Source organism: Xanthomonas sp. SS, assembly GCF_014236835.1.
In the GTDB taxonomy this organism is placed as follows: Bacteria; Pseudomonadota; Gammaproteobacteria; order Xanthomonadales; family Xanthomonadaceae; genus Xanthomonas_A.
The window spans coordinates 4,692,117-4,715,926 of sequence record NZ_CP051190.1; the positions used below are offsets into that span (position 1 = coordinate 4,692,117).

22 protein-coding genes are annotated in these 23,810 nt (G+C 65.9%); 10 read left to right on the forward strand and 12 right to left on the reverse strand.

Going from position 1 to position 23,810, the window contains the following annotated elements:
* Positions 1-131: 131 nt before the first annotated feature.
* Positions 132-1,289, reverse strand: coding sequence for an exodeoxyribonuclease III (locus HEP74_RS19865; protein WP_255427807.1), 1,158 nt, complete (start codon positions 1,287-1,289; stop codon positions 132-134).
* 76 nt (positions 1,290-1,365) lie between these two features.
* Here HEP74_RS19865 and HEP74_RS19870 point away from each other — a divergent pair, with 76 nt between their 5' ends.
* The 5 genes from HEP74_RS19870 (at position 1,366) to HEP74_RS19890 (ending at position 4,652) form a co-directional block, all read left to right on the forward strand.
* A complete protein-coding gene (locus HEP74_RS19870) occupies positions 1,366-1,560 on the forward strand; it encodes a hypothetical protein (RefSeq protein WP_185816728.1) in 195 nt (64 codons plus the stop codon).
* A gap of 121 nt (positions 1,561-1,681) precedes the next feature.
* The gene (locus tag HEP74_RS19875) at positions 1,682-2,167 is read left to right on the forward strand and encodes a hypothetical protein (protein WP_185814325.1); all 486 of its coding nucleotides are present in this window, start codon (positions 1,682-1,684) and stop codon (positions 2,165-2,167) included.
* Positions 2,168-2,731: 564 nt separating this feature from the next.
* A complete protein-coding gene (locus HEP74_RS19880; protein WP_185814326.1) occupies positions 2,732-3,652 on the forward strand; it encodes a hypothetical protein in 921 nt (306 codons plus the stop codon).
* Between the two features lie 10 nt (positions 3,653-3,662).
* Complete coding sequence (locus HEP74_RS19885) at positions 3,663-4,004, forward strand: hypothetical protein (protein WP_185814327.1); 342 nt, start codon at positions 3,663-3,665, stop codon at positions 4,002-4,004.
* 291 nt (positions 4,005-4,295) lie between these two features.
* Positions 4,296-4,652 carry a DUF1428 domain-containing protein gene (locus HEP74_RS19890; RefSeq protein WP_185814328.1) on the forward strand — a complete coding sequence of 119 codons (357 nt, stop codon included), beginning with the start codon at positions 4,296-4,298 and terminating at the stop codon, positions 4,650-4,652.
* 106 nt (positions 4,653-4,758) lie between these two features.
* On the opposite strand, the gene HEP74_RS19895 is transcribed toward HEP74_RS19890, so the two are convergent.
* Together HEP74_RS19895 and HEP74_RS19900 are read right to left on the reverse strand one after the other, a co-directional pair.
* Complete coding sequence (locus tag HEP74_RS19895) at positions 4,759-6,909, reverse strand: TonB-dependent siderophore receptor (RefSeq protein ID WP_185814329.1); 2,151 nt, start codon at positions 6,907-6,909, stop codon at positions 4,759-4,761.
* 290 nt (positions 6,910-7,199) lie between these two features.
* Positions 7,200-7,589: a ribonuclease domain-containing protein gene (locus HEP74_RS19900; RefSeq protein WP_185814330.1), complete on the reverse strand. Its 390-nt coding sequence runs from the start codon at positions 7,587-7,589 to the stop codon at positions 7,200-7,202.
* A gap of 294 nt (positions 7,590-7,883) precedes the next feature.
* Between HEP74_RS19900 and HEP74_RS19905 the strand changes: the two genes are divergently transcribed.
* The 3 genes from HEP74_RS19905 to HEP74_RS19915 all read left to right on the forward strand — a co-directional run bounded on the left by HEP74_RS19905 (position 7,884) and on the right by HEP74_RS19915 (position 10,469).
* Positions 7,884-8,714, forward strand: a complete 831-nt coding sequence (locus tag HEP74_RS19905) for a lysophospholipid acyltransferase family protein (protein ID WP_185814331.1) — start codon at positions 7,884-7,886, stop codon at positions 8,712-8,714.
* Between the two features lie 200 nt (positions 8,715-8,914).
* Complete coding sequence (locus HEP74_RS19910) at positions 8,915-9,907, forward strand: multinuclear nonheme iron-dependent oxidase (protein WP_185814332.1); 993 nt, start codon at positions 8,915-8,917, stop codon at positions 9,905-9,907.
* 151 nt (positions 9,908-10,058) lie between these two features.
* The gene (locus HEP74_RS19915; RefSeq protein WP_185814333.1) at positions 10,059-10,469 is read left to right on the forward strand and encodes a hypothetical protein; all 411 of its coding nucleotides are present in this window, start codon (positions 10,059-10,061) and stop codon (positions 10,467-10,469) included.
* A gap of 693 nt (positions 10,470-11,162) precedes the next feature.
* Here HEP74_RS19915 and HEP74_RS19920 read toward each other — a convergent pair.
* Positions 11,163-11,897, reverse strand: coding sequence for a hypothetical protein (locus HEP74_RS19920; RefSeq protein WP_185814334.1), 735 nt, complete (start codon positions 11,895-11,897; stop codon positions 11,163-11,165).
* A gap of 220 nt (positions 11,898-12,117) precedes the next feature.
* Here HEP74_RS19920 and HEP74_RS19925 point away from each other — a divergent pair, with 220 nt between their 5' ends.
* A complete protein-coding gene (locus HEP74_RS19925; protein ID WP_185814335.1) occupies positions 12,118-12,837 on the forward strand; it encodes a ThuA domain-containing protein in 720 nt (239 codons plus the stop codon).
* Between the two features lie 27 nt (positions 12,838-12,864).
* Here HEP74_RS19925 and HEP74_RS19930 read toward each other — a convergent pair whose 3' ends face one another.
* Positions 12,865-13,278 carry a DUF4124 domain-containing protein gene (locus tag HEP74_RS19930; RefSeq protein WP_185814336.1) on the reverse strand — a complete coding sequence of 138 codons (414 nt, stop codon included), beginning with the start codon at positions 13,276-13,278 and terminating at the stop codon, positions 12,865-12,867.
* 314 nt (positions 13,279-13,592) lie between these two features.
* Here HEP74_RS19930 and HEP74_RS19935 point away from each other — a divergent pair, with 314 nt between their 5' ends.
* Entirely contained in the window at positions 13,593-14,918 is a 1,326-nt protein-coding gene (locus tag HEP74_RS19935) for an alpha/beta hydrolase family protein (protein ID WP_185814337.1), read from the forward strand.
* A gap of 159 nt (positions 14,919-15,077) precedes the next feature.
* Here HEP74_RS19935 and HEP74_RS19940 read toward each other — a convergent pair whose 3' ends face one another.
* The 7 genes from HEP74_RS19940 to HEP74_RS19970 form a co-directional block, all read right to left on the reverse strand.
* Positions 15,078-16,010 carry an XVIPCD domain-containing protein gene (locus HEP74_RS19940; protein ID WP_185814338.1) on the reverse strand — a complete coding sequence of 311 codons (933 nt, stop codon included), beginning with the start codon at positions 16,008-16,010 and terminating at the stop codon, positions 15,078-15,080.
* An 18-nt stretch (positions 16,011-16,028) separates the two neighbouring features.
* Complete coding sequence (locus HEP74_RS19945; RefSeq protein ID WP_255427809.1) at positions 16,029-16,463, reverse strand: DUF6393 family protein; 435 nt, start codon at positions 16,461-16,463, stop codon at positions 16,029-16,031.
* A 153-nt stretch (positions 16,464-16,616) separates the two neighbouring features.
* Positions 16,617-17,279 (reverse strand): CPBP family intramembrane glutamic endopeptidase, encoded by a 663-nt coding sequence (locus HEP74_RS19950; protein WP_185814339.1) that lies wholly within the window; start codon positions 17,277-17,279, stop codon positions 16,617-16,619.
* Between the two features lie 51 nt (positions 17,280-17,330).
* Positions 17,331-18,062, reverse strand: coding sequence for a pyridoxamine 5'-phosphate oxidase family protein (locus tag HEP74_RS19955; protein ID WP_255427810.1), 732 nt, complete (start codon positions 18,060-18,062; stop codon positions 17,331-17,333).
* A 286-nt stretch (positions 18,063-18,348) separates the two neighbouring features.
* On the reverse strand, positions 18,349-18,579 hold the full coding sequence (locus HEP74_RS19960) for a hypothetical protein (protein ID WP_185814340.1): 231 nt from the start codon (positions 18,577-18,579) through the stop codon (positions 18,349-18,351).
* A gap of 297 nt (positions 18,580-18,876) precedes the next feature.
* Entirely contained in the window at positions 18,877-19,185 is a 309-nt protein-coding gene (locus tag HEP74_RS19965) for a hypothetical protein (RefSeq protein WP_185814341.1), read from the reverse strand.
* A gap of 2 nt (positions 19,186-19,187) precedes the next feature.
* A complete protein-coding gene (locus HEP74_RS19970; protein ID WP_255427811.1) occupies positions 19,188-23,726 on the reverse strand; it encodes an RHS repeat-associated core domain-containing protein in 4,539 nt (1,512 codons plus the stop codon).
* Between the last annotated feature and the right edge of the window lie 84 nt (positions 23,727-23,810).

The window sequence follows — 23,810 nt, forward strand, 5'->3', positions numbered from 1 at the left end:
GGAGAAAGAAATCCCGAACAACCTGGCAGCGCGGCGTACCGCACGGCAGGCGGCAGCGGCCCTTGAGTATAGGCAGCCCTGCACGGCGCCCGCCATGCAGGGCCGATTTGCGCACGCGCATGCAATGCGGGTCAGGGCGTTCGGGCGGGCTTTGCTCGCTTGGTTGGCTTGGCTGCCTCGGCTAGCTTGTCTGCTTTGCCTGCCTTGGTTGCTTTGGCCGGTTTCGCGGGTCTGGCGTGTTCAGCGCGCTTGACCGCTCTGGTCGCTTTGGGCGACTGCACGGATTTGGCCACCCCAGTCGCTTTCGCTTTGGTCGCTTTGGTCGCTTTGGTCGCTTTGGTCGCTTTGGGCGGCTTGGGCGGCTTGGGCGGCTTGGCGATTTTCCCGGCGCTCGCCGGCTGCATCGGCTTGGCCGGCCTCGCCGCCTTTTCGGCCTTCGCAGGCCTGCCCTTTTTCGCAGGGCCGGTGACCTTGTCGGCCGGCGCGGCGACGCTGCCGCGCTTCGCGTCGGCCGTCAGCTCGACCCAGGTCGGCGCGTGATCGCTGGCATGCGGCAGGTCGCGCACCCAACGATCCACCCCGGCGTCGTGCAGGCGCGCGGCCAGCGGCGGGTTCAGCAGCAGGTGATCGATGCGCAAGCCGGCATCGCGCTGCCAGTGCTGGCGGAAGTAGTCCCAGAACGTGTAGATCCGGCGCTCGCCGTGCACCTTGCGCAGGCTGTCGGTCCAGCCTTGCGCGAGCAGGTCCGCGTAGGCCTGGCGGCTTTCCGGCTGCAACAGCGCATCGCGGCGCCACGACGCCGGGTTGTAGATGTCGTCGTCGGTCGGCACCACGTTGAAGTCGCCGATCAACGCCACCGGATGCGGCAGCGCGACCAGGTGCCGCGCATGCCGCTGCAGCCGCGCGAACCAGTCAAGCTTGTAGTCGAACTTCGGCCCCGGGCGCGGATTGCCGTTGGGCAGGTACAGGCAGCCGACCAGCACGCCATGCGCCATCGCCTCCAGGTACCGGCTCTGCGTATCGCGCGGGTCGCCCGGCAAACCGCGCCGGCTCTCCACCGGATCGCTGCCCTTGGCCAGCACCGCCACCCCGTTCCAGGCCGACTGCCCCATCCACAACGCGCCATAGCCGGCCGCGTGGATGTCGGCGATCGGAAAGCCCGCATCCACGCTCTTGAGTTCCTGCAGCCCGACGATGTCCGGCGCCTCGCGCTGCAACCATTCCAACAGCTGCGGCAGGCGGCTGCGGATGCCGTTGACGTTGTAGGTGGCGATCTTGAGCGTCTTCATCGCATGCGCCGTTGCAGAACCGGCCATCACCTTGGCCCAGCTACGCTCGGCGCATCGTGAAAACCGGGAGCGCCGCATGACCCCACTGGACAAGCCGTTGCGCCGGGAACTGGAGATCGATGGCAGGCTGTACACGCTGACCGTGGACCCGGAGGGTCTGAAACTCACCGAAAAAGGCCGCCGCAAGGGCCTGGCCTTGCGCTGGAGCGAGCTGGTCAACGGCGACGCCGCTCTGGCCACCGCGCTGCAGGCCTCGCTCGCGCCGACGTGACGCGCGGCGCGCGGTCCGGCCGCGTGTGGCGTAGACAATTCGCGCCTCGCGCTCATCGCTGCGCCGCTGGCACATGCCGATGGTATTTTTGTCCGATCGGCCATCGGCAAGGAGCGGACGCATGCAGTCGAAGAACGGCACCAATCATGCAGCAGGCATTGGCCAGCGGCCGAAAAGGCTGGTCAGCATCGCCGTGCTGGCGCTGGCCGCACTGGCCGGCAGCGCGAGCGCGCAGCAGGAGGCGTTGCGGATCGTGACCAGGACCGTCTATGCGAAGGACACACCGGAGTGGCGCCAGATCCGCGAGTGGATTGTGCAACACCCCTCGACGATCGACGGCAAGCGCCTGGGCGATCCCGACCAGCTCAGCGCGGTGAGCCTGGACTACAGCGTGAGCATGCCGGCCGCCACCCGCGCGGTGCCGCGACCGCTGCCCTTGCCTGCCACCGGTACGCCCGGCGACAGCATTGCCATCGCATCGTGCGCGGAAGGTTACCTGCAGTCGTGGAACTACGTGCCGGACGATAGCCCGCAGCACCGCTGGGACCTGCAGTCCTACAGCCTGGAGTTGACCGCCGCGTGCCCAGGTGGCGCCGGCCAGGACTGACATGCAGCGCTGCGCGGAGATGGCAGCCCCGGGTGCGGATAAGCGTAGCCTTTCGCTCTCTGTAGGAGCGGTTTCAACCGCGACCGACGAAGCAGCGCAACCGCTGCGCCCGAGATGCCTCGGGGGCCGATGGCCCGAGGCCACCCAGAGCGCCTCCTGCAGCGCCCCCAGCGGTAATGTCCTTGTGGGAGCGACTTCAGCCGCGACGGGCTTTCCCGGTAACGCCCGTCGCGACTGAAGTCGCTCCTACAGATGGTGTCCTGCGGATCGCAGTCGCCCTAACCGGATCGATCGCTGGCCTGGCACGCGAAGCGTGCCCGAGTGCTCCCCATCGCAGGTCCAATCCGGTTCGCCATCCGCGCATCGCGGCCACCCGCCACCCAAGCGACCTGCACTACCCACGATCCGCATCCATCGTCGCATCGTGCGTGGCCGGTCCGCCCGGCTTCGCGCGTTCGATAGGAGGACGCCACTGCGCCAGGCACGCCGCCGGCGCTCTCCCGCATTCATGCAACCGCTCGCGCGGCGTCCGCGAACGCGCACGCAACACCCATGGAGAAGCACATGCTAAGGATCGAAATCGCGATTTTTTCCGGCCGTCCCAATCCGGTCTGGTACGTCACCGACAGCGCCGAGGCCGAACGCCTGCTCGGCGAGGTGAGCGGCAATCAGGGCGTGATCGCCCGCCCAGGGACCGGCTTCGACGGACTGGGCTTCCGCGAGGTGCGCGTCGAATTCCTCGAAGACGCACCCGCCAAGAGCAAAGGCATTCCGCGCCAGTTCGCGCTGGCTTCCACTGCCAGCCGCGACTTCAAGGCTTCCGGCGCGCTGGCGCAGCGCCTGATCGAAGCCATGCCGCTGCGTTCCAAGGTGCAGTTGCTGGAACACGCGCTGACCCCGCTGGACACCAAGCTGCGCGACAGCGTGCTCGAACGCCTGCAGCGCTATCTCGCCGATCCGCCGCGGCGCACGCCGCCACCGCCGACGCCGCCACGCAGCTCGCTGCGCACCACCATCAAGGACGAAGCCTGCGGCAAGTGCGAATATGAGGTGAGCCAATACAACCCCGGCTTCTGGAACGGCGCCGGCGTGGTCGGCCACAACAACTGCTACAACTACGCGCGCAACTGGTGCACCAACACCTTCGCCCAACCCGGGCGCGCGCACGGCGCCCAGACCTCGACCATGGCCTGCAACACCGTCACCGTCGCGGCCATGGCCGACGGCCTGCGCAAGCGCTGCGACTGCCTCAGCGAGAAGGAATACCCGCGCCGGCTGATGGCGCTGGTCATCGACGCCGGGCACGACTACCACTGGTACCGGCACCAGCGCGGCGGCTTCTGGGGCCACAAGCCCGGCGGCACCCCCGCGCGCAACTACGACAACAGCGGCCAGCTGATCCTGAATCCGGAAACCTGCGACCGTGGCGGCTACGAGCAGTTCTGCGGCTACTTCTACGCCGGGCGCTCGGTGGTCATCAACTGACGCAAGGCCGATGCGCGTCGAGCTCGACATCTACAGCGGCCAGCCGAATCCGTGCTGGGACCTCGACGCCATCGCCGTGCGCGGGCTGCGCCAACACTGCGAACGCCTGCCACGCGTGCCCGGGCCGGCCGCCGCGCCGCCGGCGCTGGGCTATCGCGGCTTCCGCTGGCAGGACGGCGCGGCGAACTGGCGCGCGCATGCCGGCGAGGTGAGCGTCGGCGCTGCCGTCTACCGCGATACCGAGCGCAGCGTGGAGCGCTATCTGCTGGCGACACTGCCGCCGCCCTACGCGCCGCTGCAAGAGCGGGTGCAGGCGGCGATCGAACGCGGCGAGCGTTCCGGGCCGGCGTGATCGCGCGACGCATCCGCTCGCGTGCATCGCGGGGCCTTCGGTCCATGCCGCCGACTGACGCAGCGAGCCGGTAGCGGCGATCCGGTGGCCAGCTGCCTCGTGCACATCATGCACAGCGCGCGCGACGTCAGGCAGGCGCATTCATGGTCCCGTCCATCGCGCGGCTTCACATGGCCGCGGGGCCGTGGCGAACAAGATCTCCCTCTCGGCAATCGCATGTCGATTTCCCCCCTTCTCGCACGTCGTATGCAACAAGGCGCCCATCCCGGCGCGCCGCACCCGGAGGTTTCCATGTCGTATGTCGATGGTTTCGTGCTGGCCGTGCCCACGGCCAACAAGGAGAAGTTCCTCGAACACGCCCGCATCGATTCGGTGTTCATCGAATTCGGTGCGCTGCGCGTGCTCGAATGCTGGGGCGACGACGTGTCGCGCGGCCAGCAGACCGACTTCTTCCGCGCGGTGGACGCCAAGGACGACGAGACGGTGGTGTTCTCGTGGATCGAATGGCCGGACAAGGCCACCCGCGATGCCGGCATGAAGAAGATGATGGAAGACCCGCGCATGGATCCGGCGGCCAATCCGATGCCGTTCGACGGCAAACGCATGATCTATGGCGGCTTCGTGCCGGTGCTGGAATTGAACAAATAGGCGCTCCAGCGGCCGACATGCGACGCGCTTTGCGCCGCCACCGCGGCATGCCATCCGTGCATGCCGCTTCATGCCGCGCTGCGACGACCGCGCAGCGCGGGGCCGCTCAGAACCTGTAGCTGAAGCTCAGCGTCGCATTGCGTCCGGCGGCGTAGTACAGGTTGCTGTATTCGTCCAGCACGAAGTACTTGCGATCCAGCAGGTTGCTTGCGTTGAGCTGCAGCGACGCCTGCGCATTGAACGCGTAGCGCGCCATCGCGCTGAGCAGGGTCACCGAGGCCTGGTCCACGCGCTGCGGGCCATTGGGACCATCCACCGTGGCATGGCTGGCGGACTGCCAGTTGGCGCCGCCGCCCACGCTGAGCCGGTTCCAGCTACCCGGCAGCCGGTAGGTGGTGAACAGGCGCACCAGCGTGCGCGGCAGCGCGGTGCGCAGGTCGGCGCCGTCCGGGCCCTCCAGTTCGAAATGCGACCAGCCGAACGATGCGCTCCAGTCGTCGCTCAGCTCCCCCGACGCTTCCAGTTCGAAGCCGCGCGAGCGCGTGCCGTCCACCGCCACGTAGGCCTGGGTCAGGCCGTCGGGCAGGGTCTTGCCGACGTCGGCCTCGGCCACGTTGTCCTGGCGTGTGTCGAACAGCACCAGCGCGGTGTTGAGGCGGCCGTCGAGATGGCGGCCCTTGAGGCCGATCTCGCGGCTGCTGCCGAGTACCGGATCTAGGAAGCTGCCGTCGCTGCGGCGGTTGTCCTGCGGGTCGAAGATCTCGGTATAGCTGACGAACGCCGAATACACCGGCGTGATCGCATAGATCAGCCCTGCGTAGGGCACGGTCTTGCGGTGGTCGTGGCGGAACACGCCGCTGTAGAGGTCGTCGGTGTCGTTCTTCCAGCGGCTGTAGCGGGCGCCGGCGACCAGCGTCAACGGTTCGGTCAGCGACAGGCGCGCGGCGGCGTACGCGCCCTGCTGGTCGGTGCGGATGTCGGTGACCTTGTCGGCGTTGGCCGCGAACTGCGGATACGGATAGTCGCCATTCCACTGCAGGAAATCGCCGATCGGCGCCAGCGCCTCGGTGGCGTTGACCCACGACCGCTTGGCGTAGCGCGAACCGCTCAGGCCCAGCACCAGCTCGTGCTCGCGGCCCCAGGCCTGGAACGGCCCGGACGCGTACACGTCGAGCATGTTCTGGCGACCGCGATCGCGGCTGCGGTAGGCGGACGGCTCAAGCGTCTCGCCGGTGACGCGGTTCGGGAAGCCATAGACGTAGAACAGCGCCATGTCGCCGTCGGTGGCGCGGTGGCTGGCCAGCGCCCGCAGCAGCCAGCCATTGCCAAATTGGTGCTTGAGATCGGCGAAGGCGGTGGCGGTGGTGGTGTTCCAGTAGGTCCAGTCCGCGGCGCTGCTGAAACCGCGCGGCCACTCCAGGAAACTGCCGTCGTCGTAGAACACCGGGTAGGTGCCCCAGGTCACGCCCTTGGGCCGGTTCTTCTGGTAGTCGTAGCCCACGCTCAGCGTGGTGGCGGCGCCGAGGTCGGCATCGACCACGCCATACAGCACGGTCTTCTTCTTGCTGTAGCGCTCCAGGTAGGAATCGCCCTGCTCGTAGGCGCCCACCAGGCGGCCGCGCACGCTGCCGTCGGCGGCCAGCAGCGCGGCGACATCGGCGGTGCCGCGCAGCGTGTTCCACGACCCCGCGCTCAGCGATGCGTCGGCCTGCAGGGTGCGGCTGTCGGCGCGCTTGCGCACGAAGTTGATCGTCACCGACGGGCTGCCGGCGCCGGTGAGCAGGCCGCTGGCCCCGCGCAGCACCTCGATGCGTTCGTAGATGGCCGTGTCCAGGCTGGCATCGGCGGACCCGGCGTTGACCCCCGGCGCGACCGGCACGCCGTCGTAGGCCATGTTCTCCACCGGAAATCCGCGCGCATAGAACAGCACCCGCTCGGTGTCGTATGCGTTGGAGGACACGCCGGTGACGTTGTCGAGCACGTCGCGCACCGAGGTCAGGTGCTGGTCCTCGATCCGCTGCGCGGTGACGATGCTGACCGACTGCGGCGTCTGCTGCGGGGTCAACGCCAGGCGCGTCGCCGCCGCGGTCTGTTCGACCGTGTAGGAACGCGCGCGTTCGGCCTTGACGTTGATTGCATCCAGCGTGGTCGGATCGGTAGCGGCAGCCGGCTGCGCCGCGGCCGACAGCGCGATGGACAAGCCGACGGACAGCACGCTCAAGCGCACGGCAGCGGCACGAAGAGGAAAAGCGGACATGGAAAACCCCTGAATGAAGTGAGCCACAGGCAGGCGGCCTGTGCGGATTCTCACGACTGGGGCTGGCAGGAACAGGGCTTGCGCGTCGTCAAGTCACCGTAGTTTATCCGAGCGTGGCCGCCGGGACGAGTGCGCCGCGCGCCCGGCGCAAGCGTCGGCTGCGTATGCGCATGGGCGTCTGTGCAAAAGGCATCGGCGCGGGCAACTGCAGCGCTTGCCACCGAGGGTCGCCCAACGCAGCGTGCCCGGTCGGACCGGGCACGCTGTCTGGCATCGCTGCAATCAGTCGCTCAGGGAATCGCGCAGAAGGTGACGTAGTGATCGGCCGAGTAATAGCGCTTGTCGACGACCGACTTTTTGGCCCCGTCGGTGACCAGGTACACCAACCGATAGGTGCCCGCAGGGCCGCCCGGATCGCGCCGCGCCTTGCCCTCGTAATAGGTCTGGCCGCGGCCGGCCTGGGGCAGGCGCCGCTCGCCGTTGCCGAAAACCTGCACATCGACGGCTCCGGCGCCGCAGGCGACGATCGGGTTGGGCATGTTGATGCAAGCGGCCACATCGCGCATGGCCTCGCGCACATAGCTGGGCAGCGCGCCGCAACTCGGGGCCTTCTGTGCCTGCGCCTGCGCAGCCGACAGGGCGAGGACGGCCAGCAGCGTGACTCTGATCGAGGGATACATGGGTGACTCCTTGGGAACGGATGGAGGGATTGCCGCCGATGCGAACAGCACGCAGGCCGCGCACCGGACTATGAAAAGAAACGCCTGCGCCGCCTATCCGTGAATACCTGATCTCACGGTGCGGCGATCGCCGGCGCGTTCGCTGCGAGCAAATGGGCCGTCAGCACGCCACAGGCGCGACAACACTGCCGGCAGGTGCCGGACGCCACAGCGTCGGCTACCATCGGCGGCGCGCCGAAGCCGGCGCTCGTCTTTCTGCGCACACGCCTGCCTCCCGACGCCCATCCGCCGCCCATGAACCACGCCGCCCCGTCCCGCCCTGTCGCGGGCACTGCCCTCGCTGCGCTGCGCGTGGCCGCCAAACTCGCCGCATTCGTCCTGATCAGCGTGCCGCTGCTGCCGCTGCAATGGATGCTAATGCGCTTCGCCCGCGGACGCGGCGCCTTCGTGCTGCCGCGGCTGTGGTTCGCCTGCCTGCGCAGGGCGATGGGCATCCGCGTCGAGGTGGTGGGCACGCCGCGCAACGGCGGCGGCACGCTGTTCGTCGGCAACCACATCTCGCACTTCGACATCGTGGTGCTGGGCAGCCTGCTGCACGCACGCTTCATCGCCAAGAACGACATGGAACGCTGGCCGGGCATGCGCCGGCTCGGCGCCCTGGCGCAGACCCTGTTTATCAGCCGCCGGCGGATCGACGCGGCCAACGTGGCCGCGACCGTCGCCGCGCAGATCCGCCCCGACCACGACGTGGTGCTGTTCGCCGAAGGCACCACCTCGTCCGGCGAACGCGTCGCCCCGTTCAAGTCCAGCCTGTTCTCGCTGTTCCTCGGCGGCGACGCCAACGCCCGGCCGTGGACGCTGCAACCGTTCACCATGGACATCCTGTCCGTCGATGGCCGCAGCCTGGCGCACGGCGGCGAGCGCGACGCCTACGCGTTCTACGGCAGCATGCAGGCCGGCGCCCACGTCTTGCGCTTCCTGCGCTCGTCCGGCGCCGTGGTCAGGGTAACCTTCCATGCACCGCTCGCGATCGCGCCCGGCACCGACCGCAAGGCGCTGGCGCAGCAGGTGCATGGCGTCGTGGCGTCGGCATTGGCTGCACAGCCTCACAACGGGGCGCGATAGGCCTACGCCGTACGCCGCCGCGCGGCATGGCGCAAGGCGGCATGCGTCGCGCCTGTCGCGGCCTCTAGGGCTCGATGGGCTGGCTGCGCGAACAGGTGGCGATGAAATAGGGGAACGCCGCTGGCCTGGGCGTAATTGAAGGACAGCCCCCGCTCGGCCGCGTCCACACCGAGCGTGGCCGCTATGCGGCGCTCCCCGCGTTGTTATCGGCAGGCAACAGCGATCTGCGCCCGGTCGCTGGCGAGCTCAGCGACGGCGCGTTCATTGCCGAAGTGGCGACCCAGGCCGACTGCGGCATCCTGCTCGACCTGCACAACCTGTGGACCAACCAGAAGAATGGCCGCCAGCCGGTGCGCGAGGCGCTCGCCGCACTGCCGCTCGAGCGCGTTTGCGAACTGCACCTGGCCGGCGGCTTCGCGCATCGCGGCTACTGGCTCGATGCGCATTCCGGACTCGTCGATGAAGAAGTGATGCAACTGGCCGCCGAGCTGGTGCCTGCACTGCCCAACCTGCACGCGATCGTGTTCGAGATGCTGCCGACCGCCCTGGCGCACGTCGGCATCGCCGATGTGCGCAGGCAGATCGACCGGCTGCACACGCTATGGGCGCTGCGCCGGCCCGGCGTACGCGTGCCGCATGCGGCAGCGGATATCGCGCGCAGCGATGACCGCGCCGCACCGTCGCCCGCCGACTGGGAACGGACCCTGGGTGCCCTGGTCCGCGGCGACGCGCCGGGCGCGCATCCCATCGCTGCACTGCTGGCGGATCCCGGCGTCGCCCTGCTGCGGGAACTGGCCAGCAATGCGCGCGCCGGACAGATCGCCAGCGCGGCGCGACTGACCACGCGCATGTTGCTGGCGCATGGTGGCGAAGCGGCCTTCCGCAGCGTGTTCGAGGACTACGCCGCCGCGCAGCCACCGCGCCAGTTCGCCAGCAGCGAGGCGCTGGGCTTTCTGGAACACGTGCAACTCGCGGCGCCGGCGATTCCGCAGCTGGCGCAGGTGGCGATGTTCGAAAGCGCGGTGATCCACTCCGCGCTGCAGGGCGACGCGCGCGTCGTCGCCTTCGATAGCGACCCGGTGCCGCTGCTGACCGCGCTGGCCGAACGGCGCGCTCCGCCAGCGGCGCAAGCGCCCGGCAGGTTTGCGATCGAGCTGCAGGGCGGCGCTGTCACCGCCATCCGCGCACGTTAACGTCTGTCTCTTCCAACAGCTGGAAGAATTGCATGCCATCGGTGCGGGCGGCTGCATGTCACGCAGATGACATCGCGACTTCCTAGCCTGCCCCCAGGGCTGGCGGCCGGCGCCGCCAAGGACTGTCGCCATCGAACTCTTGCTGTGGACCGTGTTCGCCGTGGTGATGAGCGCCGTTCTGCTGCTGGGCGTCTCGGTGGTGATCGTCGCCACCCGCGAGAATGGCCTCTACTCCGCCGAAGAGAAGACCTGGCAACGCCTGATGCACGGCGGCATCCCTGCCGAGGCGGAGATCCGCGCGCTCAAGCGTTCCGAGCACGGGCTGTCGCGCGGCGGCAGCCAGGGCCAGACCGTGCACGCGGTCGAACTGACGCTGGACGTCTTCGACGGCGCGGGCGGCGTATTCACCGCAACGCTGCGCACACTGATCGACGAAGCACTGTTGCCGCAGTTCTGCGTCGCCGGCACCCGTGTGCATGTGCTGCGCGATCCGGACGACGCCTCGATCCTGGCAGTGGACCGCGTGCGGACGCCGCTGGAGATTCCGCGCGCAGGCGGTTGATGGCGGCCTGCGCAGGATGCAGGATTTTCCCTGGGATGCCGCTCCCTCTGTAGGAGGGGCTTTCAGCCCCGACGATATCCGAAGCCGGAAGACCTGCGGCTTCGCGCGTCGCGACTGAAGTCGCTCCCACAGGGGCTTGCGGCAAGCTTGCTGGGTGCACTGTGGGAGGGGCTTCAGCCCCGACGGCATCCGAAGCCGGAAGACTCAGCGCTGTGCTCATCGCGACTGAAGTCGCTCCCACAGTCACTTGCGGCTAGGCCGCCGGGTGCACTGTAGGAGGGGCTTCAGCCCCGACAGTATCCGAAGCCGGAACGCTCACCGCTTCGCGCGTCGCGGCTGAAGCCGCTCCTACAGGGACTTGCGGCTGGCTTGCCGGGTGCACTGTGGGAGGGGCTTCAGCCCCGACAGTATCCGAAGCCGGAACGCTCACCGCTTCGCGCGTCGCGGCTGAAGCCGCTCCTACAGGGACTTGCGGCTGGCTTGCCGGGTGCACTGTGGAAGGGGCTTCAGCCCCGACGGTATCCGGAGCCGGAGCGCTCACCGCTTCGCTCGTCGCGGCTGAAGCCGCTCCTACAGGGACTTGCGGCTGGCTTGCTGGGTGCACTGTGGGAGGGGCTTCAGCCCCGACGGTATCCGGAGCCGAAACACACAACGCTGCATTCGGCGCGACTATGCCCGCTCCCACACTCGCCGCTAAGGCTTCGCCGCCTCGCATAGCTTGCGGTTGAACCAGGTGGACTTGGCGATCGGCAGATAGCTGTCCCAATCGGTCGGCGGCAGCATGCTGCCGTTCTTGTCCAGTTCTTGCTGCAGCGAGTCCTCGTCGCGACTGCCGGCGGCGATGGTGGTATCCAGCACGGCCAGGCACTCCTTCGGACGGCCCAGGCGCAGCAGGGTGATGGCGCGGTCGTTGGCGAAGCGGTCGCGCTCCAGCCAGTGGAAGAACGTGCCGCATTCCTTGTCGAACGCGTCCATTCCCGCGAGCGCGGCCGCATAGCGCTTGCCGCGATAATCGGCCAGGTACGCCGCGCGCCGCCGCGTGCTCGCCGCGGCGGTGCAGCCCGCCGGCAACGCCAGGTACTCGCCCTCGAAGCTGGCGCGCGCGCCGCAATAGTCGCGGCAGCTCTCCTCGGTCAGCGCCTTCACCTCGAATCCGCCGGGCGTGCGCTTGAACGACACGCGGCACGGCGTGTCGCTGCCTTCGGTGGCCTCGGCGATCTCGCCGCGCAGCGTGCCGGACAGCCCGCAGCTGTGGCCGTTGGCGCCCATCGCGTCGATCGTGAACTGGCGCACGTCACCCTGCCCGCTGATCCGCAGGCTGCCCCAACCCTCCTTGGTGCCGTACTCGACGGGCGCCGGCGCAGCCGCGGCGGCAGCGAACGCCGCACCGCACACCAGCAGCGCACTCCAACTCCATCGTCCTGACATGGCGGTTCCAAATTCGGCAAGGGAGTGGAATTTTCCTCCATCTTGCGGGCATTCGACCAGTGCGGCAGACATCTTTCGCCGCTGCCGGATGCTGCATGGAGAGCCGCGACGCCGGGCTCCACGCGCCTGGACGCGCCATGCGCAGCGCCAGCGAGGCACGCGCCGGTCCCGAACCGCAATTGCGCTACCCGCCAGCCAGCATCCGGGGCAGAATCAGCCCATGACGCCACTCGCCTTCTCGCTCGCCGCCATGCTGGCCGGCGTCGCCGCAACCGCCCCGGCGCCGGAGCGCATGCTGATCTTCAGCAAGACCGCCGGCTTCCGTCACGAGTCGATCCCCACCGCGGTGGCGACGCTGCGCCAGCTGGCGACCGAGGAAGGCCTGGCCGCGGACCACAGCGAGGACGCGAGCGATTTCACCGCCGACAACCTGGCCCGCTACCGCGTGGTGGCGTTCGCCAGCACCACCGGCGAGATCCTCGACCCCGCGCAGCAACAGGCGTTCGAAGGCTTCGTACGCAATGGCGGCGGCTTCGTCGGCGTGCATTCGGCGGCCGACACCGGCTACGCCTGGCCGTGGTACGGGCGCCTGGTCGGCGCCTGGTTCCAGGGCCATCCGCCCGGGCTGCAATCCACCCACGTGCAGCCCGAACGCGACGGGCGGCCCAGCGGCACGCCCTGGCCGATCCACGACGAGATCTACAACTACCGCAGCAATCCACGCGCGCAAGTGCAGGTCATCGCCACCGTGGACGAAACGCGCTACACAGGCGGCACCATGGGCGCGGATCACCCGATCGCCTGGTGCCACGCTTTCGACGGCGGCCGCGCGTGGTACACCGGCCTGGGCCACGACGCGGCGGTCTATGCCGATCCGCAGTTCCTGGCGCAACTGCGTGCAGGCGTGCGCTATGCGGCCGGCCACTCTAGTTCGTGTTGATCCATGCCCGCCTGCAGCGCTGTCGATTCACTTGCAGGCTTGGGTAACGGCTTTCTCGACCGCCTGCATGAAGTCGCGATCGTCTTTCATGGCAGGATCTGCGCGAGCGCTGTCGCGCACATGCTTGGCGCGCGTGCATGCCTCCGGGCCCGGCTCGCGCACCGAGCTGATCAGGTTCGCGCCGAAGCTGGGTTCCTGGCGGTTGCCGGCAGCGGCCTGTGCGCCACCCTGCCGGGCGGGCGGTTCTGACAACGTCCCTTGGCGCTGGCCGCCAGCCGCCGAAGCGGGTGCCGCGCTCTCCCAGCGCTTCTGCTCGGCACCGCTCGCGCAGGGTGCCGATTGATACACCGTGCCGAGCTTGGGATCCTTGCATTTGTAGGCCGACTGCGCCGATGCCGGCAGCGCCAGCACGCACAACACTGCAGCAAATATCCTGACCATGGCGTCCTCCCCCCGAGGTAAAGCATTAGCTTATACGAACGGCTTTACCCAGTCGGCGCGTAGCGGCACGCCCGAACGGGCCATGTGCCGCATGCGTCGCCCCGACCGGTCCAATCGCGAAGATGCTGCCGCAGTGACGGGAACAACGCGCTCACCGGCAGGCGGACGCCGAAGCGGCGGCGCAGCCCGCTTGCAACATTCCGACAGCCCGGCTGCAGGCGCGGGAGCTATCCAACCGTCCCCCCTACCTTAGGCACGTTGCCGGCAGCGCCCGAAGCTGCGAGTGTGCGGCTTCGACACGACAAGGCTTGACCATGCTGGCGTTCCTGACCGCGACGCTCGTCGCTGCCGCGCTTTCCGCTTCCGCGCCACTGGATGCCGTCCCGCAAACCCGCCTGGATGCCGACCTGCGCTGCCTGCTTGGGGTGTATGCGCTGCCTGAAGGGCAGTCGGTGACCATCACCGGCGACGGCGGGAAGCAGCGCGACCTCCACTACACCCTGTCGAACGGCCGGTTCGGCCGCTTGCAGCTGGACGCCAGTGGCGGATACGGCGCAGACGCCGTGTACATCCGTTTCGCCCCCTGCCGTGCCGGCACGCTGCAACTGTCCCAGGGCGAGGCCACCGAGACCGGCACCCGCCTGCGCCTGGTCGAAAAGGAAACCACCTTCAGCAGCGACGGCATCGCGCTGCACGGCAAGCTCGTGCTGCCCGCCACTGGCCGCGCGACATCGGCGGCGGTGTGGGTCGAAGGTTCGAACAACGATCCCAGCACCGACGATACCGTCTGGCAATACGAACTCGCGCGCAGGGGCATCGCCGTCTTCGTCTACGACAAGCGCGGGACCGGCGCGTCCGCCGGCGTCCTTTCCTCCGATTTCCATGCGCGCGCACGCGACACCGCGGCCGCGGTCAAGGAAGCCCGGCGGCTCGCCCCGGGCGTTCGCCGAATCGGCGTGATCGGCGGCAGCCAAGGCGGCTGGGTCGCGCCGCTGACCGCCACGCTTGTCCCGCTGGATTTCGTCGTGGCCGCCTTCGCGATGGCGGAAGGGCCGATCGCGCAAGACCGCGAGCTGGTGGAGCAACAGCTGCAGCGCGCTGGGTTCGACGCGACCGTGCTGGCCGAAGCCAGGGAACTGACCGCCCTCACCGAACGGATCGTGCGTTCCAACATGCGCGACGGCTTTGCCGAGCTGGACGCCTTCAAGTCCAGCCATGCCGACGCGTCGTGGCTGGCTGCCATCCAGCCCCGCTCCTACACCGGCCTGTTCCTGAAACTCTCGAGCGCCGAACTCCAGGCCAACGGCGCCGCCCTCGCCCAGGGCCTGAGCTTCGACTACGAACCACGTCCGGTGATCGAGGCGATCAAGCCGCGCCAACTGTGGCTGCTGGGCGGCAGCGACCGCCAGGCCCCGAACGCCGCTACACAGGGCATTCTTCGGCAACTCCAGCAACGCCGGACGGACCTCGCTGTGGTGGTGTTCCCGAACGCGGACCATGGCCTGATCGAGTCGTTCAAGACCGCCGACGGCGTGGCGAAGACCTATTCGGCGCACCTGTTCGACGTGACTGCGGACTGGATCGACGATGGCAAGCTTCCGGCGGCAGGGAAGTTCATCGTGATGCCGGCGGCGGACTGAACCTCCCACGCCGATCGCCCGACAGCGAATTTCTGCAAGCAGGGAGATCCCTGCCTATAGCGAGATCTTCGCCGACCGAGGTAACCCGACCGGGTTACCTCGATCTGGCCCGGAAGCCGCCGGTGCGGGAGGCGTGCCGGGTTCCCCCCGATGCCATCGTCACAACATGCTCCGCAACCCGTGGCTGGGCTGATCCATGTCGCGCGATGCCGCTTGTGCAGGCGGCTGTACCTGCTGCGGATTGGCGGCTTCCAGCTTCTGCAGATTCTCCGCCAAGGGCTGCTTGATCGCCTCGGTCTTGTCGACATGGGCGCGCAGCACATCCGCATCGTTGCCGGGGTTTTTCCAGGTCGCGAACACATTGCCGTTGGTCGGGCTGGGCGTCACGTCCTGAATCTCGGGCAAGGGCGGCGTGTTCAACTTGGCCTGCACCGCCAGCGCGCCCGCGATGCGTTCCTTGTCCTGCTGGTTGGTATAGACGCCCGCCTCCGGGCCGAGCCTGTCGAGTCCGGCCACGGCCTGCTTGAACAACGGATCGTCGCGAAGCTGCGCCTCGCGTTGCGCATCAAGGGGAGCCCCCGCGGCGCTGAACGTGCGTCCCGACGTGCCCAGGCCAGGTACCGTCGGCACGACCGATTCGTCGAGCTGGCGCCCCGATGCCGGCGCCCAATGGCCGAAGAAACCATCGTTCTTCGGCTCGGGCAGGCCCACGTCGCGAAGCACGCTGTCGGCCAGCGTGTTGGAGTTCTGCACCTGCGGATCGTAGGGATACTTGTCGTTCTTGGTCTGGGCGTTGGCGACCATCCGCTCCCACGTACCAGACAGGTCAGCTCCCTGTGCGATGCCTTCGCGATATTGCGCTTGTCCGGTGGTGTTCGGATTCTCCGGATGATCGGGATTGGTGCGGTCGTAGGGAAGGTTCGTCTCGACGTGCATTCTTCCGTAGGGCAGGCCGGGCTGCTCGTCGCCGGTCCAGCCGCTGATCGTGCGCTGATTGCCGTCCTTGTCCGTATAGAGCAGGAACTTGTGGTGGTACTCCTTGCCCAGCGCCGATCCGATGTTGCGATATCCGACTTCGATGCTCTCGTCCATGGGATGCTCCGATAGTCCCTACTGGTTTTTGATGTGGACGGCGTCGACCTTGGTCACCTTGCCGTCGGCATCCAGGAAGAACGTCATCACGATCGAGCGCGCATCCGGATCCAGCATGGCCTGCCCCTTGTTGTCCCTGACCACGATCTTGTCCGAGGTGTTTTCCACGATCTTGGACGTCGGAGATTTCCCGAACGTCTCCAGCACCGTCGATTTCTCGGCGCTCGGCGGAATGTATTTGGCGACGATGTCGCTGACATCGATCTGCTCGAACCGCACGGGCTTCCGGGATGCGTAGATTTCTTCCAGCATAGGGCCAACTCCTGATGTCATGACATCTTTCTGGGTAGTGCTGCTGTTCGTGCCCGCATTGGCGCAGGACGCCAGCGGTAACATCGCGGCCGCGGCCAGCGCCAGCAACGCAGCGGATCTGTTCAGCATGACGCGTGGCATGGTGATCTCCCGTTGCGCCGATCCAACATGGTATGCCCGGCGAGCATAGAGCCGAATGCTTGAATGCCCGTAGACTAATTCGCCTGACACACGATCAGAACCGATGCGTCGACGCAGGCACGCAGCGCCATGTCTTTCACTCAATCAGAAGCGCTATGCATAGGCCATCAGCGCAAGCAGGTCCATCAGCCCATGCGCGATAATCGCAGGCCAGAGCCGGCCGGTCCGCACGAACCACCAGCCGAGTATCAGCCCCACGATGACCAGTGAAATCGCGCCGATGGGTCCCTGGTACAGGTGATACGAGGCACGGATCGCCACGCTCACGTTCACCGCGAATGCGGGGCTGTGGTTTCGCTGCAAGGCGCGGATCACGTAGCCGCAGACGAACACCTCCTCGAAGATCGGATTGATCAGCGAGACCGCCACCACCGCCGCCAGCGACAGTTTCCCGGCCACCATGGCATCCATGGAAGGATTCACCGCCTCCTCCATGCCCTTGCCCAGCCCCTCCACGGGATAACACGCCACGATGCACGCGACCAGCAAGCCGATCGCCGGCCGGATGTCGCGCCCCTGCCACTGCAATCCCAAGACGTGCGGCGTCCACCCGCGGAACCACAGCACCGGGACGAGCAACGCCAGGACCAGCAGCTCGTAGAAAGCCAATCCCCACAGGCCCTCTGCGGAAAACGACGGCTCGGCGACGGGCGCCAGTACGGCCGAAAGACTCCAATAGATCGGAAGTCCGAATGCGGTTGTTACGACGACCAGCAACTCACCCCATTCCGCGGATGATCTTTCGCGTCCTTGCATCGATTTCCTTTGTTATCCGCTGAGACGCAGTTGGCTGACCTGACTGGCGCGCTAGTACAGCATGTCCTGTGTCCGCTTGGGCAGCTCTCGGTCGTAGGCGGCGGCATCGAAATCGCCATCGGCTAGATGGGCGTGCATGGTGCCGGCACTGGGCAACTGATCGCGCGGCAAGTGTCGCGCCGGATCCCACAGGGCAGAGCGCACGATCGCCTTGGAACAGTGGAAATAGGCCGCGTCGATGTGCACCACGATCACGCTGCGCGGCAGCTTGCCGCGGAGCTCGAAGCGGGCCAGCAAGGCAGGATCGACGCTGATCTCGGCATGCCCGTTCACGCGCAAGGTCTCGCCGATGCCGGGCACCAGGAACAGCAGCGACATGCGCGGGTCGTGCAACAGATTGCGGAGATTGTCGATGCGGTTGTTGCCCGGGCGGTCCGGCACCGCCAGCGTGCGCGCATCCAGAATCTGCACGAAGCCGGCCGGATCGCCCTTGGGCGAGCAGTCCAGTCCATCGTTCCCCGCCGATGCCAACACCACGAGCGGCGAGGCCCGCACGAACGCCTGGTAGTCGGCGTTCAGATGATCGATCTGCTTGCGCACCGAGCGCTCGGCGGGCTGGCCGTACAGCGCTTCGAGTGCCTCGAGGGTGGCGATGCGATGGGTCATGCTGGTGTCCTGTGTGACAGGTCGACATCTTTGACGTGGGAAGACGATCAGCCCCAATACCCATTGCAGGGTCAGAAAAAACCGCACGCCAGCAGCAGGTCTAACCAGTGGAATCAACCTCTTTTCTTTACAACCACAAAAAGCAAAACGACAGTAATGGCTACAAAAACAATCATCATGTAACTAGAAAAATCAAAAACTCGCACAACTCTTGATACGCACCGCTCAGATGAGCATAAACCAGGAACACCTCGAGCAGCCAACCTCACCAGAAAAACACCAAAAATCATGTCCATGGATAGGAATACGGAAGGAATAACCGCACACCCTTTCCGCCAAGCCATGAAAAACCAACACAGAGAAATAGCTAACGATAAAAAATAGACAACCAAAAAATTTTTGTTCATTTTTTCGGGATAAATGTCATTTTGAGGCTCTCGTAGGTTTCCTTGTCTTGGCCATTGCCCTTCTCAGCAGCCAACTTGCCCCAGCGCAATGCCTCAGGGCCGTTGTTATGCAGGACGCAATCAAAGTAGTAATCTCGCATCCCTCTAATTGCCGAGAGCTCTCCACCTTCAGCCTCTGCACGACTGGAGGCAACATCAAAGGTCCTACAGCCTTCTTCTCCTGACACGGGGGCTGCGTCCGTCTTCTAATCTCCCTTGCCACAAGAAGCCAAAAATACTAAGCATGCAAAAACCCCAATCGTGCGCATCATGGCCTGGAACTCCTGTATTCGCCTGGATTATTCACACCCCTAAGACCATGGATATCACCCTTATGTCCATACGGCGTCGCCATCGGGCCTCTAGGGGTATACCGAACGAACCTTGTCGGGGTATCGACCTCAGTAAATTAGGCCTGCCGCAGAGCAGCTTCTACTGCGCGCCACTTGCGGTGGTTACACCCACTTCTGTTTCCTAAGAGCATATCAGCGCTGCAATTCTGCTAGAACCGAAGCATCAACATGTTTGCTTCTTGCAATATAGCGCCGCACATCGGCTGCCATTATCTGATCCGGGTCTACATACGAAAGTTTTACGAGCTTAAGAAGCACCTCACTTTCTGGCTGCTTTTTTAACCACCAGTGGAATATGCCATTCCTGTCATGCTCAGAGGCCTCTTCATGCCCCAGCTCATATCTATCTTTTATCTCATCGAACAATTCATCCGGAAACATATCCAACTCAATCCATTCATTCGGAAAATTCATCAGCGCCATGTAGTCGCTCTTGTTCATACTTAGTTCTCCATGTAAGGCGGCGGCCCCGCACTCTCAATTAATTCTGCGCATTTCACGGGGTCAGAGCGGCAAGCTGTAGTGAACGAATCGGCACCAACCGCCGGCATTGCCATGGCCTTAATAATATACTTTCCATATCTAAAAATAGCCGCCTGCCTAGCTCTTATTAAAACCTTCTCAGCCTTGGTAAGCCGAGCGCACATTTTCATCTGTTCTTTTGTCATTTTTCGAGCATCTGCCGCAGTTAAAGGCTTGAAGTTCTCGACATCGACTCGCGGGCCATCATTACTTCCAAGATGAACGTGAGCGGGCTCATGCTCCGGCCTAAAATCAGTAACGTCCGGCCCCGGATTTGCATGGATACTCACGGCTGCGCCTGGAATCTTTAAGTCAATTAAACCTAGAGGATCAAAAAGCTCAAGTGACTTTGCCATGACATATAGAAAGGTATTGGTCCCTCCGGCCAAACCGATCGGATCGCTCTGTCCATAGCGACCAGCGCTAGTATCGTAGTCTCGGAAATAATTCTGGTTCAGCCCCGTCGCACTGTCATAACGCTGCCCTGGGAAGCGCATGCCGAACACGAATGCCGTGCCATCGCGATCCGCATCCTGGTCCGGCGGGGTGTTGCCGAAGGCCTCGCCCTTGATGTCCCACTTCCAGATCGCTACGTCGCGCACTGGATCGATGACTGTCCGTGGCGCGCCGAGGTGATCCGGCTGCACGTAGTTCAAGGCGGTGCCGACCAGCACACCCACCGGTAGGTCGTCGAGCCAGATCGCTTGCTGGAGCGACTTACCCGCATCGTCGTAGTCGCCCAGCCAGTGCCCGGCTTCGTCGTAGACCGTGTAGGTGTTGGTCGTGCCCAGGAAGCGGCGCACCTGCTCGCCGCGGTCGTTGTAGCGATATTCCATCGCCAGCGTGCCGCTGCGCTTTGCCTGGCTCATGCGCCCGGTTGCGTCGTAGGCGAACTCGCGGGCCGTGCCGTCGATGGCCGTGGTGTTGCCCGCCGCGTCGTAGCTGCGCGCGGCGCCGGCCACGCTCGCCAGGTGGTGGCTGTCGGTCGGGTAGCTGTAGGTCTGGCTGCTGCCGTTGACCTGGGCGCTAAGCCGGTTGCCGGTGGCGTCGTAGCTGTAGCCGTCGATCACGGCGCCGGTCGGGCCGTCCTTGAACGCGGTCAACCGGTCCAGGTTGTCGTAGCCCAGGCTCACGACCGGAGCGGTGTTGCCCGGCGCAGTCAGCGCAGTGAGGTTGCCGACCGGGTCGAAGCCGAAGCCGATGTTGAGGCCGTCGCTGCGGCTGTCCTGGATCGTCAGCGGGCGGTAGTCCTGGTCGAGCACGCGCTGCAGTGGCCGGCCGTTGCCGTAGGACCAGCCGGCGCTGGGGCCGAACGGGTAATAGGTGGCGCCGCCGAGCAGTTTCTGTCGCGTGCCACCGGCTGCGGTGACACCTACTTCCGTCGCCTGCCCAAGCGCATTGCGCACGTAGTCCACCACCGCGCCGTCCGGATACGTCACCCGGCTCAGGCGGCCACCCTTGGTGTAGGCGTAGCGCACGGTGAACGCCTTGCCGTTGGTGGTCTGCACCTTGCGCACCACGCGGCCGAAGCGGTCGTAGCAATACTGGGTCAGGCCGCTGCCGTCCTGCAGCTTGCTCAGGCGACCCAACGCGAAGGTCTCGCCGGTGGCGCAAACGGTCTGGCTTGCGTCGTAGGTATAGGTCGCAATCAGCGCCTTGTCGGCGTAGGTCGCCTTGGCCAGGCGGCCGAGCGCGTCATAGATGTAGTTGGTCTTGGTGCCGCGCGCGTCGGTCTGTGTAGCCAGATTACCGGCGCTGTTATAGGTGTAGCTGGTCGCGCCGGTGTCGGGGCTGGTCAGCTTGAGCAGGTCGCCCAGGCCGTTGTATTGGTAACTCGTCGCCAGGCCCTTGGGATCGGTGACCTTAGTGGTGCGGTCCAGCGCGTCGTAGTCGAACTGGGTCTTCGCGGCGATGCCGCCGACGTCCTGCAGGATCTGCTTGACCCGGTTCAGCGGGTCGTAGTCGGTCTGCGTCTTGCGCTTGAGTGCGTCGGTGACCAGTTGCACGTTGCCGTTGAGGTCGTAGCTGAAGTCGGTGGGATCGGCCTCGGCGGTGGCCTGGGTGGCCAGCTGGCCGAGCTTGTTGTAGATCCGCGACAGCGTGTGCTTCAGCGTGCCGGATGCGTCCTTGGTGTCTTCCTTGAATCGGTTGCCGGATGGGTCCAGCGTGTAGTGGATGCTGTTGCCGGCACCATCGGTCACGTCGGTCAGGCGGTGCGCAGCGTCGTATCCATAGATGACGAACGTCCCGTCGGGATCGGTGACCTTGCTGACGTTGCCAACGGCATCGTAGGCGACGAGCGTGGTCTGGTCCTGGTCCGACGGCGTGCCGTCGGCGCTCGCGCGCAGCGTGCTCGATGCCGCCCAACCGCGCGGGGTGTAGGTGAGGTCGCGGATCAGGCCATTGGCGTCCTGGGTGCGCGTCGGACGGCCATTGCGATCGTAGGCTACATAGGTCGTCGCCCGACCCAGCGCATCGACCACTTGAGACAGATCCCCGGCGCGATGGCAGGCGCCGCCGACATTGGCGCACCCGGATTCGTCGGCGGTCAGGTAGTAGCGATACGTGGTCGTATCCGCGACGTCGGTGCGCGGGCCGTCCTGGCTCAGCACCAGGCCGATTTGCGGGCACTGCGTGCCATCGACGGTATCGCAATAGCTCGTCCGCCATTGGCGCACACCAGCCGGCGCATTGGCGGCGCTGCCGCAGCTGTAGCTCATGGCAGCGGACACGGCTGGATCGACCTCGCAACGCGCCGTTTGCTGGCCGCGTGCGTTGTAGGTCCATGCCGTCTTGGCGGCCGTGGCGCCTGCGGCATCGAGCACAATGCGGGTCAGCGGCACGCGCAGGCTGGTGTTCCAGGTGGTGTTGGTCGTGCGTTGCTGCGCGGTGCCGGATGCATCGATCTGCTGGGTCAGCAGGCCGCCCGCCGCATACGTCGTCTTGGTGATGTTGCCCTTGAAGTCGGTCGTCGAGGCCGGGTAACCATTGGCATCGTAGGTCAGCGACTTCCACGGCTGGTTGCATTGTTCGCCGCACGCCGCGCCGGCACCGGTCGGCTTCAGCGATCCATAGCCACTGTCGGTGTAGCCCAGGGTGACCCGCGTCCCCAGTGGCGAGGTGATGGTCGCTGGAATGCCCCAGTTGTAGGTCGATGCGGCGTATTCGACCGTCATGGCGTCGACGTTGCCGGCGAAGCTTGAGGAGATCGCCTTGCCGTTGCTGGCGTAGCCGGTGCTCTCGAAGCGGATGCCCTTCTCGTCGATGACGCCGGTCAGGGCCGTGGGCAGGTTTGCCTTGGAGGTGAGCGTTTGCTCGTTGTAGACGTATTGGCGCGTCTTGCCATCCGGGTATTGCACAGAGGTCAGGTTGCCGGTGGTGTCGTAGCCGTAGGTCAGCGTGCCGCCATCCGGCAAAGTGACCGTGCTCAGGCGGCTATTGCTGTCATAAGCGAAGCTCAGCGCGCGGCCACCCGCGTCGGTCACCCGCTGCAGCAGGTTGGGTGGGGTCTTGGTGCCGGGCACCGTCGGCGGATCGCTGTAGGACAGGGTCAGCACCGTCTGGCCCATGCGGTCGAAGACCGAGCGCAGCAGGCCAGCAGTGTCGTAGATCTCCGTCTGCTGCGTGGCCCTGACCTCCAACGCAAAGCCCAGCAACAGGCCTGCGCTGTCGCGGCGCTCGGTCAGGATGTCGGGCATGTCCGGATCCGTCGTCCACACTCCGTTGCTCAGGCGGAACCGTTCCACGCCACCATCCGGACGCCGGGCCTCGACCCGGCTGCCGCCATTGGCGACGCTGGACAGCATGACGTCCAGGGTGCGTTCGAACGAATGGCGCCACTGCTTGCCCAGCGCGACCGGGGTGACGAAGGTCTTGCTGTTGTAGAAGCGGCGCAGCGTCAGCCAGGTCGGCGAATCGTAGTCGGTGTCCTGGCGGAACATGTTGCCGGTGGCGGTATTGATCGGGTCGCCTTCGAAGGAACTGCCCCGATGCACGCCACCCTGTTTCAGCGCCGCGTCGCCGCTGCTGCCATGCGGGCCTGTGTTGTCGCCCTGCTGGCCCAGGCCGCCGGTGCACATGGTGTTGCAGCTGCCCGCATTCTTAGCTGGCGAGCCTTGGCCGGGGATGTTGTCGTTCGCGAACACCCTCCCCCACTCACGCCCGTTGGAATAAACGTAGGCAACCGTATAACCGTCGCTGTAAGAATCGGTAATGACAGGCGGGTTGACGCAACCTCCCGTACCGCTTTCACACAGCCGCATGATCCCATCATGGATGAACTGCACCGCTTGGCCGACCGTTGGAAAGGCGGCTGAACCGCTCGGGGAGTTGGCCGAATAGGGTGGTCCGTATTGCGGCTGCGGCGCCGCTTGGCTCAGCGGCGAAGCCAGCATCCCGGCAAGCAGCCACAGGCAGGCCACACCGATACGGCGGGAAAGGCGAACGTGGGGGTTCGACATTGCGTCATCCTTGAGCTTGATAGAGTTGTAGGCGGGCAACCGCAGTGCGCAGGCATTGCCCAGCGCTAACAATCGTATCGCTCC